The organism is Hymenobacter sp., assembly GCF_031398885.1.
Lineage (GTDB): Bacteria > Bacteroidota > Bacteroidia > Cytophagales > Hymenobacteraceae > Hymenobacter.
In genome coordinates this window covers 17,362-34,496 of sequence record NZ_JANNOD010000056.1, presented here as the reverse complement: position 1 = coordinate 34,496, position 17,135 = coordinate 17,362, and the positions used below count along the sequence as shown (strand labels likewise).

Below are 17,135 nucleotides of genomic sequence, written 5' to 3'. Positions count from 1 at the left end.
TATCGGCGGACGGCTCCGGCGCAGTGCCGGACGATGCGCGGCCGTTCAGCTGGGGCACATTCGGGCGGTGCCGCCGGACTTTCGGCTCAATCTCAGGGGGCGCCGTGTGCAATAAAAGCAGCGCGGACATCTTTAGGGTCCCAACCTGTTCCTGCCCTCGCTCATGCGTTTATTCCTGTTTGCCTGCCTGCTGCTGACCATGTTTTCTAGCACTGATTCGGCCGCTCCCGTGCCCCCCGGCGCCTACGCGGCGCAGTGGAAAAAGATTGATGCGCTGCTGGCCAAAAACCAGACCGCCACGGCCGCGCCGCTGCTGGAGGCCGTCTACCAGCAGGCCCGCCGGGAGCAGAACACGCCCGCCTACGTGCGGGCCCTGCTCTACAAAATTCGCCTGCTTCAGGCCAAGGAAGAAGACGAAACCGAAAAGGCCATTGCCCTGCTCGAAGCCGAGCTGAAAACGGCCGCCTTCCCCGCCCGGCCCATCCTCCACTCGCTGCTGGCCGAGCACTACACCAACTACTTGGCCCGGAACCGCTACCGCCTCTACCAGCGCACGGCCGGGGCGGCGGCCACCGCCGGCCCGGCCCCGGGCGCCGACGGCGGCACCGGCCTGGCCACCTGGGACCTGGGCCGGCTGGGCGCGGCCATCGTGCGGCACTACTACCAGTCGGTGGAAGACGAGCCCGAAAAGCAGCTCCGCACCACCCTGGCCGAGCTGGGCGACCTGGCCACCGGCGGCAACGCCGAAGGCCGCCTTTTGCGCCCCAGCTTGTACGACCTGCTGGCCCAGCGCGCCATCGCGGGCCTGCAAAATCAGGAGCTGTACCTCACGCGCCCCGAGCAGCAGTTTCAGCCCACCGACCCGCAGCTGCTCGGGACGGCCGCCGAGTTTGCCGCCCTGCGCCTGCTGGCCCCCACGGCCGACTCGCTCAACGGCCCGCTGCACGCGCTGCGCCTGCTTCAGCGTCTCACGGCCGCGCGCCAGCAGCTCGCGCCCGCCAACCAAGCCGCCCTAGCCGACGTGGACTTGCAGCGGATTGACTACGTGCGCGGCCTCACCCAAAACACCGATTCGGAGGAGCAGTACGACCCGGCCCTGGCGCGAATGGCCGCCACCTACCAGGCCCTGCCCATTGGCACCGAGTTTGTGGCCCGCCGGGCCGAGCTGCGCCGCGAAACCGACCCGGTGGCCGCCGTGCGCCTGACCCGGGAAGCCGAGACGCACTTCCCCAAGTCGCGCGGCGCCGGGCGGGCCCGGGCCCTGCGCGAGCAGATTGAGCGGCCGGAGCTAACCCTCACCACCGCCGAGCTGGTGGTGCCCAACCAACCCTGGCGACTCGACCTGACGGTGCGCAACGTGACCACGTTGCGGGCCCAAGCCTACCGGGTGACGAGGCAGGAATGGGACAAGTTGAAGCGCCGCCTCAACAGTCGCCCCGAGGACATGGCCACCATCGCCAAGTTTACGAAAGCCAAGCCCGCTGCTACCTGGGCTATTCCGGTGGCCCCGCAGCCGCTCGACTACAAAGAACAGAAGCTGGCGGCGGCCGGCGCGGCCTTGCCCATCGGTTACTACTTGCTGGTGGTCAGCAGCAACAGCGCCGACAAGGCCCGGCCCACGCCCAACAGCGCCACCTCTTACGCCCTGGTGGGCGCCAGCGAGCTGAGCGCGGTGCATCGGGTGAACCCCGCCACCGGCGCCCACCAGCTTCTCGTGCTCCAGCGCCAAAGCGGCGCGCCGCTGGCGGACGTGCCGGCCCAGGCCATCTACAGCCGCTACGACGCCAAGCTGCGAACGCGCGTCACTCGCTTGAGCGTGACGCGCAACACCAGTGCCACGGGGGAAGTGGAGCTGCCCGGCCCGACCAAGACCGTCGACTCTAACAACGAAGAGCGGATGTTTGCCATCCGGGCCTGGCGCGGGACCGATACCGTGGAGGTCGACAACATGGGCGGCTATTACCCGCGCGAACCGCAGGAGGAAAGCGAAACCACCTGCTTTCTCTTCACCGACCGCGCCATTTACCGGCCGGGCCAGACGGTGTATTTTAAAGGAATTCTGGTGGAGAAAGCCGGCAATAAAACCCGGCTGCTAACCAAGGAAAAGCAGGAAGTGGAGTTGAACGACGTGAACGGCCAAACGGTGCAGGCGCTGAATTTTGTGACGAATGACTTTGGCTCGTTCCACGGCTCCTTCGTGTTGCCCCCGGGCCTGCTCAACGGCGAGTTCACGCTGCGTGCCGACGACGGCGAGCTGCGCTTCGCGGTGGAAGACTACAAGCGCCCCACCTTTTTTGTGCAGCTCGACTCGGTGCCCGGCCGGCCGCAGCTAGGCCAGCCGCTGACCGTGCGGGGCCGCGCCCGCGCCTACGCCGGCCCAGCCACCGACGGCGCCGCTGTGAGCTACCGCGTCACGCGCCGGGAGCTGTGGCCCATGTTCGGGGAAGGCTTCCGGGGCGGCTACCCGCCCAGCCGGGGCGGTACCCGGGAAATTGCCCACGGCATGGCCACCACCGATGCCGAGGGCCGCTTTGCCATCACCTTCACGCCGCCGCTCGAACCCCGGGCGCCGGGCCGCCCGGGCCGTTGGGAGCCGGGCTACCTGTTTGAGGTGGCGGCCGACGTGACCGATGCCGCCGGCGAAACCCGCACCGGCACCCGCGGCTTTCCCATCGGCCGCAACCCGCTCAGCCTGCGCCTGGTGGGCCCCAGCGAGGCCGACCAGCAGCGCCTGCCCGCCTTCACGCTGCTGGGCACCAACGCCACCGGCGAGCCCTTGGCCGCCGCCGGCACCATGCGCGTGCTGGCCCGCCGCTACCGCCCCAACCCGCCCGGCGTACCCGGCCCGGCAGCGGAAGTTGCCGATAACGAGGCCCCGTCGGAGCTGGTCAGCACGGTGCCCTTCGATACCAAAAATGGTCCGGTGCTCGGGCTGAATGCCGCGTTGGCGGCGCTGCCTTCGGGCCGGTATCTGCTCGAAGCCCAGGCGGCGGGGGCCGATTCGGCGCGGGCGCGGCTGGAGCTCACGCTTTACAATTCGGGCGCGGCCACCATTCCGTACGCCACGCCCGACTGGTTTGCGGTGCTGGCCGATACCGTGGCCCCGGGCCAGCCCGCCACCTTCCTGCTCGGCAGCAGCGAAGCCGACGCCCGCGTGCTGGTGGTGGCGGAGCGCGGCGGCCAGCTCCTGCAGCAGCAGTGGCTGACGCTCAAAGCTGGGGAGCAGCGCCGCCTCAGCATTGCCAGTGGCCCCGCCACTACGGCGGGTCCGCTCCAGGTGCACACCATTCAGATGCGCGATAATCATTTCTACACCCACCAGGCCGTGGTGCAGGTGGCGGAGCAACCGGCGCCGCTGCAACTAACCATCGGCACCTTCCGCGACCGGCTCCAGCCGGGCCAGCGCGAAACGTGGCGCCTGGCCATTCGGCAGGCCAACGGCCAGCCGGCCGCGGCCGAATTGCTCGCCACGCTCTACGACCAGAGCCTGGATGTTTTTCGGCCGCACCGCTTCATGGGGCTGAATTTTGCGGCGGGCTACTACCAGCCGCGGTTTGCTTGGCAAGGATTTTTCCGGCCCGCTCAGTGGATGGGGACAGCCATTCAACTCCCCGGCGTCGGAGTGGGGGAGCCCCTGGTCTACCCCGAGCTCAATACCTGGGCGGCTTTCGGCGTAGAGCGGCAGCGCGCGCTGGCTGGCCGGGTGAGCGGAGTAAGAATAAGAGGCGCTTCCTCGGCGATGCCCGCGCCCATGATGGCCGATATGGGAGCGGAAGGCAAGCAGCTAAATGAAGTAGTGGTGGTAGGCTACGGCACGGCTAACCAATCTCGCAGCAATTTGAGTGCTTCCGTGACAACGGTTGCTCAGAGTCGGGCCGTGGATTTATCCGCGGTGCAAGCCCGCAGCGACTTCCGCGAAACAGCTTTCTGGCAGCCGGCCCTGCGTACGGATAAGAACGGCGAGGTGGTACTCGAATTCCAAATGCCCGAAGCCGTGACGCGCTGGCAGCTGCTGGTCCTGGCCCACGACAAAAACCTGCGCAGCGGCCAGTTGGCCCGACAGCTGGTCACCCAGAAGGAAATCCAGATTACGCCCAACGCCCCGCGCTTCTTCCGGCAGGGCGACACGTTCACCTTCCCCGCCAAGTTTTCGAACCTGACCGCGCAGCCGGTGCGCGGCATGGCGCAGCTGTTCCTGCTCGACGCCGCCACGGGCCAGGACCTCACCAGCCAGCTGCTGAAAGGGCCGGCCCAGCAAGCTGTGTCGGCCGCCGCCCACCAGAGCGCGGCGCTGGGCTGGGAAATCAGCTTGCCGGCTGATTTTGCGCCGGCCGCGGTGACGTACCGGGTGGTGGCGCAAAGTCAGTTGGCAGCTAGCAGTGGACAGGTAACAGATAAAAAGGGCAAGCAAATCAGCAAATCAGCGACCAGCAACCAGCAACCAGCAACCTTTTCCGACGGCGAGGAAAACACCCTGCCGGTGCTGCCCAACCGCATTTTGCTCACCGAGAGCCTGCCGCTGCCCATCGTTGGTCCGGGCACTCGCAGCTTCGAGCTGAGCAAGCTGACCAGCACCAGCAGCCCCACCCGCCGCAACTACTCGCTGACGCTGGAGCTGACGGCCAACCCCGCCTGGTACGCCGTGCAGAGCCTGCCCTACCTGATGGAGTACCCGTACGAGTGCTCCGAACAGGTGTTCAGCCGCCTCTACGCCAACCTGCTGGCCGCGCACATCCTACAGTCCAACCCGCGCTTCAAAACCATCCTGGCCGAGTGGACGCGCCAGGCGCAGAGCGGCACCGCAGCCCAGAAAAACGCCCTCGGCAGCAAGCTGGCCCAGAACCAGGAGCTGAAGAGTCTGCTGCTTCAGGAGACGCCCTGGGTGCGCGACGCCCAGGGCGAAGCTGAGCGCCTGGCCCGCCTCACCGAGCTGTTTGATGAAGCCCGGCTGCGGGGCGAAACCAGCCGCGCCCTGCTCAAATTGCAAAAGATGCAGCTGCCCGGCGGCGCTTTCCCGTGGTTCGACAAGATGCCGGAGGACCGCTACATCACCCAACTCATCGTGGCCGGCTTGGGCAAGCTCAAGAAGCTGGGCGCGTTCGATGCGGAGAAAGACGCCGTGGGCCGCGACGTCTTACAAAACGCCCTGCGTGCGCTGGATGCCAGCCTGGCCCGCGACTACGCCGAGTTGCGCCGTCAAAAAGACGTGAAGCTGGCCGACGACCACCTCGGCGACCTGCAGATTCAGGCCCTGTACGCCCGCAGTTTCTGGCCCGCGTCGGCCGCTGCTGCCGATGCCCGGGCGGCCGCGGCCTACTACGGCCAGCAGACGGCTAAATTCTGGCCCGGCCGCTCGCGCTGCCTCCAGGCCCAAATGGCGCTGAGCTTGTTCCGCGAGAACCCGGCCGCGCCGGCCGCCCGCGATATCCTGCGCGGCCTGACCGAAAACGCCCTGCACTCGCCCGAGTTGGGCATGTACTGGAAGGAAGTGCGCGGCGGCTACTACTGGCGCGAGGCCCCCACCGAAACCCAGGCCACGCTCATCGAAGCCTTCGACGAAATCGAGCAGGACCAGCGGGCGGTGGACGAGATGAAGCTCTGGCTGCTCAAGCAGAAGCAAACCCACCACTGGCCCAGCACCCGCGCCACCGCCGACGCCTGCTACGCCCTGCTGCTGCGCGGCGCCGACTGGTTGGCGCCTACGCAGCCGTTGCAAGTCAGCGTGGGCGGCCAGGCCGTGAAGCCCGAGGCGGCGCAGGCCGGTACCGGCTACTTCAAAACCAGCTGGGCTGCCGCTGAGGTGCAGCCCGCGCAGGGTAAGGTCACCCTCACCAAGCCCGACGCGGGCGTGGCCTGGGGGGCGCTCTACTGGCAGTATTTTGAGGACCTGGACCGGGTGACGGCCGCCGCCACGCCGCTCAGCCTGGAGCGTCAGCTCTACCGCGAGGCGCGCACGGCCGGCGGGCCGGTGCTAGAAAAAATCAGCGCTGCCACGCCCCTGCGGGTGGGCGATGCCCTGGTGGTGCGCCTCGTGCTGCGCACCGACCGCGCCCTCGAATACGTGCACCTCAAGGACCAGCGCGCCGCCGGCCTGGAGCCCATCGGTCAGACCAGCGGTTACCGTTACCAGAACGGCCTGGGCTACTACGAGTCGCCGCGCGACGCGGCCACGAACTTCTTTCTGAGCGCCGTGCCGCGCGGCACCCACGTGTTTGAGTACCAGCTGCGGGCGGCGCAGGCGGGCGACTTTTCGGGCGGGCTCAGCCAGGTGCAGTGCCTGTACGCGCCCGAGTTTGGGGCCCACTCGGCGGGCGTTCGGCTGCGGGTGGGCCGGTAGGGGGTTAACGAGTAAAATAGGTCCCTGAACCGCCTAAACGGTCATCTGAGCGTTTGGATGAACCTTTATCTTGCATTTAACCGGGGTAGGGTGTAGTTTTGTCTCCTGTCGAATTTACCTTACCAGTCTATGAAGCACTTCTTTGTCCTCCTTTCGCTGCTGCTCACCTGGAGCGGGGCCCAAGCCCAGAGTGAGAAACAAACCCTCGTTTCGAAGCTGCCCGGCGAGGAAAACCTGAGTTTGCGCGAGCGCGCCGAGCGGGATTTCCTCATGCCGGTGCGCCGCAAGAAGGTGGCGGCGGAAGCCCCCAAAGCGGGTGCTGACGAGAACACCGCCGCGCCGGAATCGGACGCTTCGGCCCACTACACCGAAGCCGACGAGGCTGCCGTGCCGGCCCACACCACCCGCAGCTACGAGGCCCGCAACTCGGAGGCCCTCGCCGCCCGCCGCGCCGCCGCCCGCCGCGAAGAATCGCGCGCCGAAGCCCGGTTGGAAGCCCGCGCCGCTGCCCGCCGCGCCGCCGCCCGCCGCAGTCACTCGTCGCGCAGCAGCCGCAGCAGCAAGAGCAAAAGCGCCAAATCGAAAGCCCACAGCAAAGCAACTTCCCGCAGCAGCAAGTCGAAGGCCAAAGCCCACAGCAGCAAATCGAAGACGAAAAGCAAGGCGGCGCACGCCAGGGCTAGCAAAAGCACCAAGAAGAGCACGGCCACCAAAGCCAAAAGCAAGAAGAGCAGCGCCCGCGCCAGCAGCGCCAAGAAAAGCAAGGCTGCCGCCCGTAAGACCACGAAAAAAAGCACGGCAGCTAAGCCCAAGTCGAAAAGCAAGACCCGGAGCCGCCGCTAGAATCAGCGCCGAAAGAAAACGAACAGCAGCAACGCCTGGCACCCCGTGCCGGGCGTTGCTGTTTGAGTATTCGTGCATAAGTAAAAGAACGTCATGCTGAGCTTGTCGAAGCATCTCGCGTGTGGTGGTAATTCCAACGTGAGAACGAAGCGGGCGAGATGCTTCGACAAGCTCAGCATGACGTTCTTCTATGCGTTTACTGAGCGTGTTGCTTAAATAACTTGTACGTCGGTTGATGATGCTAAAAAGCCAGGCCCTCCGCACGGAGGACCTGGCTTTTTGGCTTGCTGGGATTTGAGCTATCGCTGGTTGCGGATGATGAAGTTGTTGAACGTGGCGGTGGTGCCTTCAGCGCCCTGGGCCACCAGGGCCACGCGCACGCCGCGGTCCCAGGGCGGGAGGTAGGTGCCGTTGAGGGTGAAGCCCTCGGTGGGCAGGGGCTGCCAGGTGGCGCCGTCGGTGCTGTAGGCGAAGCGGTAGCGCTGGCCGCCCCACACTTCGAGGCGGAGCGTGAGGGCGGGGCAGGGCTCCACGAACACGTGCGCCAGGCACTGCTGCTTGCCGCTCTTCACGTGCCAGATTTGGAGCTGGCCGTTGCCGGCCATCAGGGCCAGGGCATTGTAGGGGTCGCCCACGGCGGCCAGGCCGGCGAAGGTGTTGGCGGGCAGGGCGGCGAAGTCGAGGGTGGTGGCGGCTTTGTAGGTGGCCACGTAGGTGCGGCGGGCCACCAGGTGGCCCAGGCGGGAGGCGCCGGCGGCCAGGTGCAACTGCCCGGCGCGCACGGCGGTGGCCGGCTGCGCGCCGATGGGCCACTGCCACTCCAGGCCCAGGCGGTCGCCGGCGAACTCGTCGGCCACGTTGAAGCGGGCCATGTCGGTGGGGCGGGCGGCTTGGGGGCTGCGGTGCGCGAACTCGGGCCAGCCCTCGGCGTTCCAGGTGAACTCGCTGAGCAGGCTTTGGCGGCCGACGAACTCGTGGCTGTCGGCCAGGTAGGCGTGGTGGAGCAGGAACCAGCGGCCGTCGAGCTCGGTCACGGTGCCGTGGCCGGGGCATTTCCAGGTGGCGTTGCGGTCGAGGATGGGGTTGTGCGCGTGCTTTTCCCAGGGGCCCAGCAGGTGGCGGGAGCGGGCCACGCCGGTGGCGTAGTTGCAGCTTTTGCCGCAGCAGGAATTACCGGCGTAGAACATGTAGAACCAGCCCGCGTGCCGCACCAGGGCCGAGCCTTCCACCAGCGGGCCTTCCCACTGCGCGTCGTTGCCGAACAGCTCGGTGGGCTCGCCGACGAGGGCGGTGCGGGCGTCGTTGAGGCGCTGGGCCCAGATGGGGGTGTCCTGGTGGCAGGAGTTGCCGTCTTCTTTCCAGATGAGGTACAAGTCGCCGTGCTCGTCGGGCATCGCGAAGCCGTCGATGGAGCCGGCGGCCTGGCCCACCAGCGGGCCGTGGTCGAGGTAGGGGCCGGCGGGGTGGTCGGCGCTGGCCACGGCCACGCTCAGCACGCCGCCCTTCTGGCGGGCGGTGTAATAGACGTAGGTGCGGCCGTTTTCCTGGTAGAACTCGGGGGCCCAGAAATTGGAGCCGGCCCAGTCGGGCAGCTTGTCGGGGAAGACGTGGCCGACTAGCTCCCAGTCGAGCAGGTCCTTCGAGGTGAAGAGCGGGAACACCGCGCCCCACTCGGCGGAGGTGGCGCTGGCCCAGTAGGTGTCGCCGATTTTGGTGACGGTGGGGTCGGGGAAGTCGCCGGGCAGCACCACGTGGTCGTAGGCGCGGCGGGGGACGGCAGGAGCGGGCGCACCGCCGGGGGTGGCAGCGGCCAAACGGGCCGCCAGTTCTAGTTCGATTGACACGGTGGGAAGTGCGAAGAGAATAGAAGACAAAGCCTTTGTGGCTGGGTGCGGCTTTGCACGTTAGAAAGGTACGGGGTTGAAATAAATATCAAAGCGTAAAATGTATTTATTGGGGTGAAGCCCCGAAAATAACCGACCAACCAGCGGGCGTGCCGGGTAGATGAATTTAAGATTGACGCTTGATTACAGCTTGGTTAAGTTGCTTTAGGCATTCTAAACGCTGTATGCGCGACGCCAAAGACGGGGAGCATAATTCAGGCCAACCTTACCAGGAGGCGAATGAAAGAATTGCAAAATTTAATTCTACTAAGAAACGCGGACTGGCCGGAAACGCGACTGTTCCGCTAATTATTCTGCTTAAAAAAACAACGGCCCGCCTCGTTCGAAAACGAGGCGGGCCGTTGGCAGGGGGCAGCGGTACGGGGGTTAGTACACGTACTTGATGCCCATTTTCTTGGCGATGTCGGAGAACATCTGGGGGTCGAAGTCCTCGCCGCCGGGGGCGTTGAGCTGGGGTTCGGGCTCGAGGTCGGGGGCGGGGGAGCCCTCCATGGCGCCGTGGATGAGCTCCAGGGGCTGGTTGTCGTCGGGGTGCACGCCGTTCCAGATGATGCCGGCCTGGCGGTAGTCGTCCTGGCTAAAGGTGTAGAGCTTGCGGTGCAGGCCGTTTTTCATGAACTTCTGGGCCTCGGGGTAGGCGTCGTTCTTCATGTCCGGGATGGGCAGCAGCTTGGTCACTTCCACGCCGGTGTAGGCTTCCAGGGCCTTGGCGTAGGCGAGGGCGTGCACGCCGCCGCGCACCAGCAGGTAGCCGAGCATTTCGCGGGCGGTGGGGTCTTCCACCATGGAGTAGACGCGCATCTTGTTGCCGCGGGCGCCCAGCTCCAGGAAGAAGTTGTGGAGCAGGTCGAGCTTGAGGTTGCCGGAGTTGAAGACGTTGGCGCCGGTCCAGAAGTCGCCGTGCGAGTCCATGGGCAGGGCGCCCTGGCCGCTGGCGATGAAGTGGCGGGTGTTGCGGGCGCCCACGGCGGCGGCCATGGGAGTACCGCTGGGGTCGAGGCCGCGCTGGGTGGTGCCGGTGAGCAGCAGGTTGATGGTGTAGGACACCACCTCGATGTGGCCGTACTCCTCGCCGGCGATGCTGCTGATGAGGTCGTAGAAGGGGCGCAGCTTGTTGCGGCCGCGGAAGTTGAACGACTGGTAGGTGTAGTTCATCAGGGTGGACATCTCCCCGAATTTGCCCCCCAGCAGCTCCTGCACGGCGGCAGCGTCGTTGGGCGAGGGGTTGTTGGGCGTGGGCAGCTCAATCGGCAGCCGGTCAATTTTCAGAATCATAAGGGGTAGGCGTTAGTAGTTTAGAATAATTCTCCAACGTCGGATTTTACCCTATGTTCGGAAAAGCCCGAATTTTGGTGGTGGCTGCCGCGCAGGCTCCTGGACGGGCGGCTAGAGCCGGAGCCGAGCGGGCGGAGTGCCGGACTTTTCAGGCGCAGGTGGGGGCCGGTGGCGGGTATTTCGAGGAAGGCGAAGGGTGTTTTGGCGCAGGCACAGGGTGTTTGGCCAATGCCAAGGGGTGTTTGGGGAGAGGCGAAGGGTGTTTTGCCTCGGTCGAAGGGTGTTTTGGCAATGTCAAGGGGTGTTTTGCGGCGGCGCAATGCCGTTTTGCGAAGGCGGAATGCTGTTTTGGGAGGCGTAAATGACGTTGTGGCAGTAGTGAATGGTGTTTTGAGAGGCGTAAATGACGTTGTGGCAGGGGCCAAGGGTGTTTAGGGTTGGTCAAGGGGTGTTTAGAGTTGGTCAAAGGGTGTTTGGGCTTGCCCAATGCCGTTTTGAAAGGGTGAAGCAGGTTTGCCGGGGTTGGCAACAAGGACATAATTGCGTGTACCTTGTGGGCCCCAGGCAGGAGCTTGCGGGCCGGGCGGTTGCGGCCGCGTGGTTACCCTTACCCCAATCACATGAACCAGTTTAAAGAGGACCAGCTAGCCATGTGCAGCCGGGTGGTGGCCTACGTGGCCGAAAACGAGGCCGCCCTGGCGGTCAGCGAAGTAGCCGCCGCGCAGGCCGCCGCCGTGGCCACGCTCTACGGCCAAGTGTCGGGCGCCCGGGGCGGCACCGCCAAGCGCACCAAAATGCTGACCGGGGAGGCCCAAACCGCGCAACGCGAGCTGCTGGAGCTGCTGCCGGCCCCCCTGAGCCGGGTGGCCACCCGCCTGGCCGACGCCGACCTGCAAGCCTCGGTGACGCTCTCGGGCAAGCAGCTGCGGCGGTTGCGGCCGCTGGCCTTCGTGGCGGTGGTGGGCTCGGTGCTGGGCAGCGCAGCCCGCGCCGACGTGGTCCCCGAGCTGGCCAAGCAGGGCCTCACGGCCCAGACCCTACAGCCGCTGGCCGCCGCGTTGGACACCTTCCGCACCGCGCAGCCGGCCACCCGCAAAACGATAGACGAGCGGGTGCTCTCCGGCGCCGCCCTGGAGGACCTGGTGGACGAGCTGATGGTGGCAGTGCGCGCCCTCGACGAGGACATGAAAGCCTTCAAGCTGATTGACCGGCCGCTGTATGACGGCTACGCGCAGATGCGCAAGATTGTGAGCTCGGGCGGGGGCGGCGGGGAAGCTCCCGCGACGCCGGCGGCGTAAGTTTCGGTAGGGTTGGAATGCAGCCGCCCGCTTCCGGTGGGGAGCGGGCGGGTTTTTGGTGTTATCTGCCAATACTATGTGATTGCCAATAAATTCCCATTTGGCCCCTGTTATCCATTGCCGCGGGTTGGTTTTGCTCAGAATGGGAAATAGAAGTGTCTACTGATTTGATAAAAGCAGTTAGCTCAACTAGGTAAGGTTCTGCGTAAGCGAGTAGTATCCAATCCCAACAGGAGTAATAAGACAGCATCCACTGCAACTCATGGTCCAGCTTGCACTGGATGATGTATGTGTTAAGTCTTTCAAATGAAGAATATAAGGTTACTTCCTCAAATTCACCAATGCCAGTCAAGCATGAGGGCTCAACCACATGGTACCAATTTAAAAAAATCAACCGCTTTAATGCTTCGAGCTTGACAATAGGCTCGAAGGTTTCGTCGAAAAGAGTAAGGTATTGTCCGTGTATTCGTTTGTACTCATCAAAAATCCCCTTTCCACGAAGTTGCTGCTCGCATTGCTCCATTGTGCCGGTGGCACTTACAGCTGCGTTATACAGCTTTGTTTCATGTTCAGACAAGGCACGCAAAGTAGAATTCATGGGAAGGAACAGAAGATGCCTAATTGCTCGAAATTATAAAAGCTGCTCTCATCACAAACGCCAGCACGCCACCTTTCGCCACATTCGGCTGCGCCTGAAACGGCTGCGTCAGCTACGGCTCACTGCGCGACGGCTACACGCCGGTCCGCAAGCTACTCAGCTCCGGCGGCGGAAGCAGCCAGGAGAAACCGGCCGCGGCGTAAGTTTCGGCAGGATTGAAAATGCAGCCGCCCGCTTCCGGTGGGGAGCGGGCGGTTTTTTTATTGCAACGAGGGGGCCTGAAAACGGCGAAAGTTATTCCTTCGTCCTAAACTTTACCTCGTAGCTTACCAATGGATGGCCATCAAGGGACTCGAACCCGCCACCTGTGATTATAAAATTATAGGCATGGCCCGGCTGCAGGTCAACTTTGTACGTGTACGATTTTCGGTCGGCGGAAAAGCTCCCTCGGGGAGAGGGTACGAAAGGCCATTGCGCTTTGCCACCGGGGCCGTAGTCGGTAGACACGTTGGTGCCCATGGCGGCGGAGAAGGTGAAGCGCAGCTCCTTCACAGAAGCATCGAGCAGCCCCTCGGCCGAGAGTGCGGGGGTCATGCTAACGACCACGGGGTTGTGGGCGGCGTAGGCACGCAGCAGCGTGGCCTTGTCGAGGGTGGCGGGATAGTAGTGGGTTGCGCGTAGGAAGGCTTCCACGGCGGCGGCGTTGCCGTAGTCGAGTTCAATGAGATGCCGGATAGCCGCTGGCTTGTTTTTGGCCTGTTGATAATACGCTTTGCCAATGGCGTAGCCCATAAAGTAGCCCAGGTCGGGAACGTGGTTGGGGTCGTCGGACTGCTGGTTGTAGAACCAGTTTTGAATGGCGGGCGAGAACATCTCGGCCTTAAATTTTTCCTTTAGCTCGGCCTCGTGGGCAGGGCCGTAGGTCATGTAGGGCCGAGGTGGTACCCGGCCGGTTACCACCTCGGCCACCAGGTCGCAGGTGCCTTCGTAGAGGGCCACGCTCAGGAGCATGTCGCCGGGCTCCTGCTGCTGGGTGTGCACGTATTCGTGCACGTTAGTGAGCACCAATTTTTTAACGAGGTCGTCCTGATAGCTGCGGGCCAGGGAGGCGCGGGTGCTGGCTGGAAATTCCGAAATATCCACCCCCGGCCCGCCCAGCTCTGTTTCGCTGCCGATGAGCACGGCCCCGTCTTTGATAGTGCCGCCGGAGCGGAACAGCCCCACGGTGAAGTAGATGCTGGCCGGGCGCAGGGCGGGGTAGAGCTGTTTCAGCTTCTTCAGGTAGGGCTCGATGCCGGCGGCCACCGCGGGGGCCCGCTGCGTGAAGGGCCGCAGGGAGTTCCAGAACCTGGGGTAGCGCCGGATGGCGGCAACGTATTCCTGAGCGGTATAGCGGCGGGCTGCCATCATGCTCTTCAGGCCCGGCGTGCCTTTCCCGATGTATAGCTTCTGGATGTACTGCAGTTGCCGGAGGCTATCCGAAGTGGTGCGGATGCTGTCGTAGGCCACCCAGAAATTGTCGATGTCGGAGAAAAAGACCTTTTGCGTTGACGGCTGCGCAATAGATGACAAGCAGGTGAGCAGAAAGAAGATAAAATAGAAGCCTCTTTTCATCAGCTTAAGGATTGGAGTTGTAAGGTAAGTGAACATACATCGAACACCAACAAGCAGCGCAAGGCAGCAGATAAATCAGCTTACTTCCGCGCCGGCCGCGCTCCCATCACAAACACCAGCACCCCGCTCTTGGCCACGTCCTGCTGCGCCAGCAACGGCGGCGTGAGCTTCTGCCCGTTGCCGGTGGCTTGCTGCACGTAGACGTTTTTGGCGCTTGGGTTTACGCCTGGGGCACCGTTGGCTGCAAGAGAATCTTCACGTCCACGTTCAAAGCTTTGAAAACGCGGCGCAAGGTGTCGAGAGTGACATTGGAGGAATTGCGCTCCAGCTTGCTGATTTGGGATTTTTGCACGCCGAGGCGCTGGCCGAGTTCGTCCTGGGTGAGGTGGTTGCGCAGGCGGTATGCGCGGATGGACTGGGGCAGGAGTTCGAGCGTCACCCGGTCTTCGTATTCGGTGCGCGCAGGGGTGCCGGGTGCGCCGAACAGTTCGTCTTCCAAGTCGTTGAAGGCGATGAGTTGGAGGGGAGAATCCTGATAGGAAATAGGTTCGGTTGCCATGGTGGTAATAGCTTAGATTAATTAGTTGCCGAAGTGCCTGTGCTTTATTTTTTCGGCTTTCTTGATTTCCTGCGGTGGGGTTTTCTGAGTTTTCTTGTCCAGACCGTGGGTGCATACAATGAGGGTTTCAACTGCGCCGCGTGTGTCCCAAAAAGCGAAGAGGCGGTAGGCATGGTTAGGAACAATGACGCTGAATTCGTAGATGCCATCCGTGTTGACCAGCTTCTTGAAATTCTGAACGGGCTGGCCGCTTTGGAGCTTGCGGATGCTGGCCCCAAACTCCTGCCGGGTGTCCTTCTCCAGGGCTTTCAGGAACTCCCGCGCTTCGGGAGTGAGTACCGCAACAATGGGCTTTGACATGGTAGAAGCGGAAGGAAATCAAAAGCCAAAGCTGCCGAGAGGATACATCACGAAGATATAGAAGGTTTCCTTATGAAGACACCTGTTGTTTCTTCGGCCGCGCCCATTGTAAATACCAGCACGCCACGTTTCGCCACGTCCGGCTGCGCCAGCAACGGCTGCGGAAGTGGCTGCCCGTTGCGGGTGATTTGTGGCACGTAGCCGTTTTGGGCGCGTTGGTTGAGGGAGCGAAAAGACTATTCTGGTAACTTGAGGCATGAATACCTGCCTGCACTGCGGCGCCGAAACGGCCAATTTGAAGTACTGCTGCCGCTCGCACGCGGCAATTCATACCAACCAGCAGGCACCCAAGCGGCGCCTCACGCGCAGGTGCCAGGATTGCGACACGTTGATTCCTGCCAACCGGCAGTTCTGCGCGGCGCACGGCAAACGCAAGGCTGATTACCGGCAGTTAACCGTTGCTCAACTCAAAGCCAAAGATGCCATCAAACACCCCAGTTACTACCGCGGCTACCTCAACAGCATCACGCGGCTGCTGAATGCCCACCGGCCCCGTATTTGTCAGGCTTGCGGCTACGACAAGCATGTGGAATACTGTCATAGGCAACCCATCAAATATTTTCCCGATTACGCAACGGTCCAACAAGTGTCGGGTCCAGCAAATATTCTCGTGCTGTGCCCCAATTGCCACTGGGAATACGACAACGGGTTGTTAACAAGAAACCCCGTCCTGAACGGCCCTTACTAGGAAGGCAGTTTGGGACGGGGTTTGAAAATGCTGCTGTAGCTAAGTCAGCAAAGGTGGTGGACCTGACAGGAATCCAACCTGTACTCTAGCCCTTAGGAGAGGCTTGCTTTATGCAGTTAAGCTACAGGTCCGAGTGGTGAAACAAGCGCTGAACAAAGATAGCGTACAGCTGCCAATGCGGCGCCCGCGGCTACGACTTATACAGCAGCACGATGCCGAAGGAGAGCACCGTGAGGATGAGCCCGACCATGAACACGGTGTAGCTGGTGCGCAGCAGGTTGTACTTGCGCGAGAGCACCTCGCCGAGGTAGTACACGTCGGTGACCATGTTGGTGTAGAGGCCTTCCTTCTGGCGCATCAGCTCGCGGATGCCGTTCTGAAAATTGTCGAGGCTGAGCTTGGTGAAGTTGCCGAAGAAGAGCAGGTTTACCCGGCGGTTGGTGGCAATTTCCGGGCTTTTCTTCAGCCACTTGAAGCTGGTCACGTCGGGCTGGGCCGAGAGAATGGCCGTAATCACCGAGCCCAGCGAGGTGAGCAGCAGGATGCCGATGGGAATCATCAGGATGGGGTTGCGGGTGAAGGCCGGGCCCAGCGACGAAGTTTTGGCCCCGAGGTAGGTGATGATGACCGAGAGGAGCACCGCGTTGAGCGAAATCATCATGCTGGCCTTTTTGTCGGCCATGTCCGAGAGCTTGATGTGGTTGTTGTACATGGTGCGGAACATGGTTTCGACGCCGCGCTTGGGGTCGGCGAAGGTGTCGTTCTGCGCCTTGTCCTTCTTCTTGTTCTTCTTCTCAATTTTCTTGAGCCGGTCGCGCTGCTCGGCAATGTTCTTTTTGAAGTCCTTGCCGTAGCGCTCCTGGCCGGCGCCCGACTGAAAGGCGTGGCCCACCATGAAATTGAGTTGCAGCTCGGCCCACTCGGGGTTGGAGTAGGTTTTGCCCAGCGCGAGCTCCCATTCGGTGCGCAGCAGCTCGGCGCTGGAGCGGAAATCTTCCCGGGCCAGGTTGCTCATGTCGGCGTCGGTGAGCAGCTTTTGCAGCTCGGTTTCGGGTTCTTCGTTGCGGTGCGTGGCCTTGATGATGCTCCGCACGAGCTCGATGCGGCCGGCCTCGGCGCCGCGCTCGGTGAGCCAGGCGGCGGCGCGCTCCATGCTGCGGAATTCGTGGCCGTCGTACACGTCGAGATAGCCGGTGTCGTGGAACCAAGCGGCCAGCAGCAGCGCCTCAGTGTCGTCGGGGCCGAGAGCGGCGGCGGGGGCCAGGGCCCGGCACTCCTTCACCACCGCCTCGGTGTGGCGCAGCGAGTGGTAGGTGAGCTGGGCGGGCAGCTCCTTCGCATACAGCTCCGTGACGAAGGCCTGGGCTTCCTTCACCAGGGGCGAGGCTTTGGCTTTGGGGGCCTTGTCGGCTTCGGCCGCAACCGGCTCGGCCGCGACGGAGTCAGCGGTGGCCTTCTGCGATTTATTAGGCGAATCCGTTATTTCGGCCGGCGCGGATGTGGCGGCCGTGGCAACGGATTCGGGGGTAATTTCTTCCATGGCAAGTGAAGTTACGGCCGGCTCATTTGGCGCGCGCGCCCGCTTTGAACGCGAAGCGG

Annotated in this window: 11 protein-coding genes and 1 tRNA gene; 4 read left to right on the top strand and 8 right to left on the bottom strand. The window is 63.4% G+C overall.

The features are described 5' to 3' along the window. Positions 1 to 163 precede the first annotated feature (163 nt). A complete protein-coding gene (locus RMO51_RS10915) occupies positions 164 to 6,337 on the top strand; it encodes an MG2 domain-containing protein (RefSeq protein ID WP_310394570.1) in 6,174 nt (2,057 codons plus the stop codon). A gap of 129 nt (positions 6,338 to 6,466) precedes the next feature. Then, entirely contained in the window at positions 6,467 to 7,180 is a 714-nt protein-coding gene (locus RMO51_RS10910; protein ID WP_310394569.1) for a hypothetical protein, read from the top strand. Positions 7,181 to 7,479: 299 nt separating this feature from the next. On the opposite strand, the gene RMO51_RS10905 is transcribed toward RMO51_RS10910, so the two are convergent. Beyond that, entirely contained in the window at positions 7,480 to 9,024 is a 1,545-nt protein-coding gene (locus RMO51_RS10905) for a family 43 glycosylhydrolase (protein WP_310394568.1), read from the bottom strand. 426 nt (positions 9,025 to 9,450) lie between these two features. Next, a complete protein-coding gene (locus RMO51_RS10900) occupies positions 9,451 to 10,359 on the bottom strand; it encodes a manganese catalase family protein (RefSeq protein ID WP_310394566.1) in 909 nt (302 codons plus the stop codon). A gap of 620 nt (positions 10,360 to 10,979) precedes the next feature. Here RMO51_RS10900 and RMO51_RS10895 point away from each other — a divergent pair. After that, on the top strand, positions 10,980 to 11,657 hold the full coding sequence (locus RMO51_RS10895; RefSeq protein ID WP_310394564.1) for a hypothetical protein: 678 nt from the start codon (positions 10,980 to 10,982) through the stop codon (positions 11,655 to 11,657). A 61-nt stretch (positions 11,658 to 11,718) separates the two neighbouring features. Here the strand turns inward: RMO51_RS10895 and RMO51_RS10890 are convergent, their stop codons facing one another. The 4 genes from RMO51_RS10890 to RMO51_RS10875 all read right to left on the bottom strand — a co-directional run bounded on the left by RMO51_RS10890 (position 11,719) and on the right by RMO51_RS10875 (position 14,788). Beyond that, entirely contained in the window at positions 11,719 to 12,255 is a 537-nt protein-coding gene (locus RMO51_RS10890; RefSeq protein ID WP_310394563.1) for a hypothetical protein, read from the bottom strand. 294 nt (positions 12,256 to 12,549) lie between these two features. Further along, positions 12,550 to 13,869 (bottom strand): Ig-like domain-containing protein, encoded by a 1,320-nt coding sequence (locus tag RMO51_RS10885; protein WP_310394561.1) that lies wholly within the window; start codon positions 13,867 to 13,869, stop codon positions 12,550 to 12,552. Positions 13,870 to 14,089: 220 nt separating this feature from the next. Further along, positions 14,090 to 14,428, bottom strand: coding sequence for a helix-turn-helix transcriptional regulator (locus RMO51_RS10880; RefSeq protein WP_310394559.1), 339 nt, complete (start codon positions 14,426 to 14,428; stop codon positions 14,090 to 14,092). Positions 14,429 to 14,449: 21 nt separating this feature from the next. After that, on the bottom strand, positions 14,450 to 14,788 hold the full coding sequence (locus RMO51_RS10875; RefSeq protein ID WP_310394558.1) for a type II toxin-antitoxin system RelE/ParE family toxin: 339 nt from the start codon (positions 14,786 to 14,788) through the stop codon (positions 14,450 to 14,452). A gap of 256 nt (positions 14,789 to 15,044) precedes the next feature. Here RMO51_RS10875 and RMO51_RS10870 point away from each other — a divergent pair, with 256 nt between their 5' ends. Beyond that, the gene (locus RMO51_RS10870; protein WP_310394556.1) at positions 15,045 to 15,536 is read left to right on the top strand and encodes an HNH endonuclease; all 492 of its coding nucleotides are present in this window, start codon (positions 15,045 to 15,047) and stop codon (positions 15,534 to 15,536) included. A 54-nt stretch (positions 15,537 to 15,590) separates the two neighbouring features. Here RMO51_RS10870 and RMO51_RS10865 read toward each other — a convergent pair. Next, positions 15,591 to 15,667: transfer RNA gene (locus tag RMO51_RS10865), tRNA-Arg, on the bottom strand. Positions 15,668 to 15,726: 59 nt separating this feature from the next. Next, entirely contained in the window at positions 15,727 to 17,076 is a 1,350-nt protein-coding gene (locus tag RMO51_RS10860; RefSeq protein ID WP_310394554.1) for a Pycsar system effector family protein, read from the bottom strand. Positions 17,077 to 17,135 lie beyond the last annotated feature (59 nt).

Bases quoted from the DNA above. Each gene is read 5' to 3' on its own strand.
- RMO51_RS10895 (WP_310394564.1), top strand. From the start codon at position 10,980: ATGAACCAGTTTAAAGAGGACCAGCTAGCCATGTGCAGCCGGGTGGTG.
- RMO51_RS10910 (WP_310394569.1), top strand. From the start codon at position 6,467: ATGAAGCACTTCTTTGTCCTCCTTTCGCTGCTGCTCACCTGGAGCGGG.
- RMO51_RS10900 (WP_310394566.1), bottom strand. From the start codon at position 10,359: ATGATTCTGAAAATTGACCGGCTGCCGATTGAGCTGCCCACGCCCAAC.
- RMO51_RS10870 (WP_310394556.1), top strand. From the start codon at position 15,045: ATGAATACCTGCCTGCACTGCGGCGCCGAAACGGCCAATTTGAAGTAC.
- RMO51_RS10860 (WP_310394554.1), bottom strand. From the start codon at position 17,076: ATGGAAGAAATTACCCCCGAATCCGTTGCCACGGCCGCCACATCCGCG.
- RMO51_RS10885 (WP_310394561.1), bottom strand. From the start codon at position 13,869: ATGAAAAGAGGCTTCTATTTTATCTTCTTTCTGCTCACCTGCTTGTCA.
- RMO51_RS10880 (WP_310394559.1), bottom strand. From the start codon at position 14,428: ATGGCAACCGAACCTATTTCCTATCAGGATTCTCCCCTCCAACTCATC.
- RMO51_RS10915 (WP_310394570.1), top strand. From the start codon at position 164: ATGCGTTTATTCCTGTTTGCCTGCCTGCTGCTGACCATGTTTTCTAGC.
- RMO51_RS10890 (WP_310394563.1), bottom strand. From the start codon at position 12,255: ATGAATTCTACTTTGCGTGCCTTGTCTGAACATGAAACAAAGCTGTAT.
- RMO51_RS10875 (WP_310394558.1), bottom strand. From the start codon at position 14,788: ATGTCAAAGCCCATTGTTGCGGTACTCACTCCCGAAGCGCGGGAGTTC.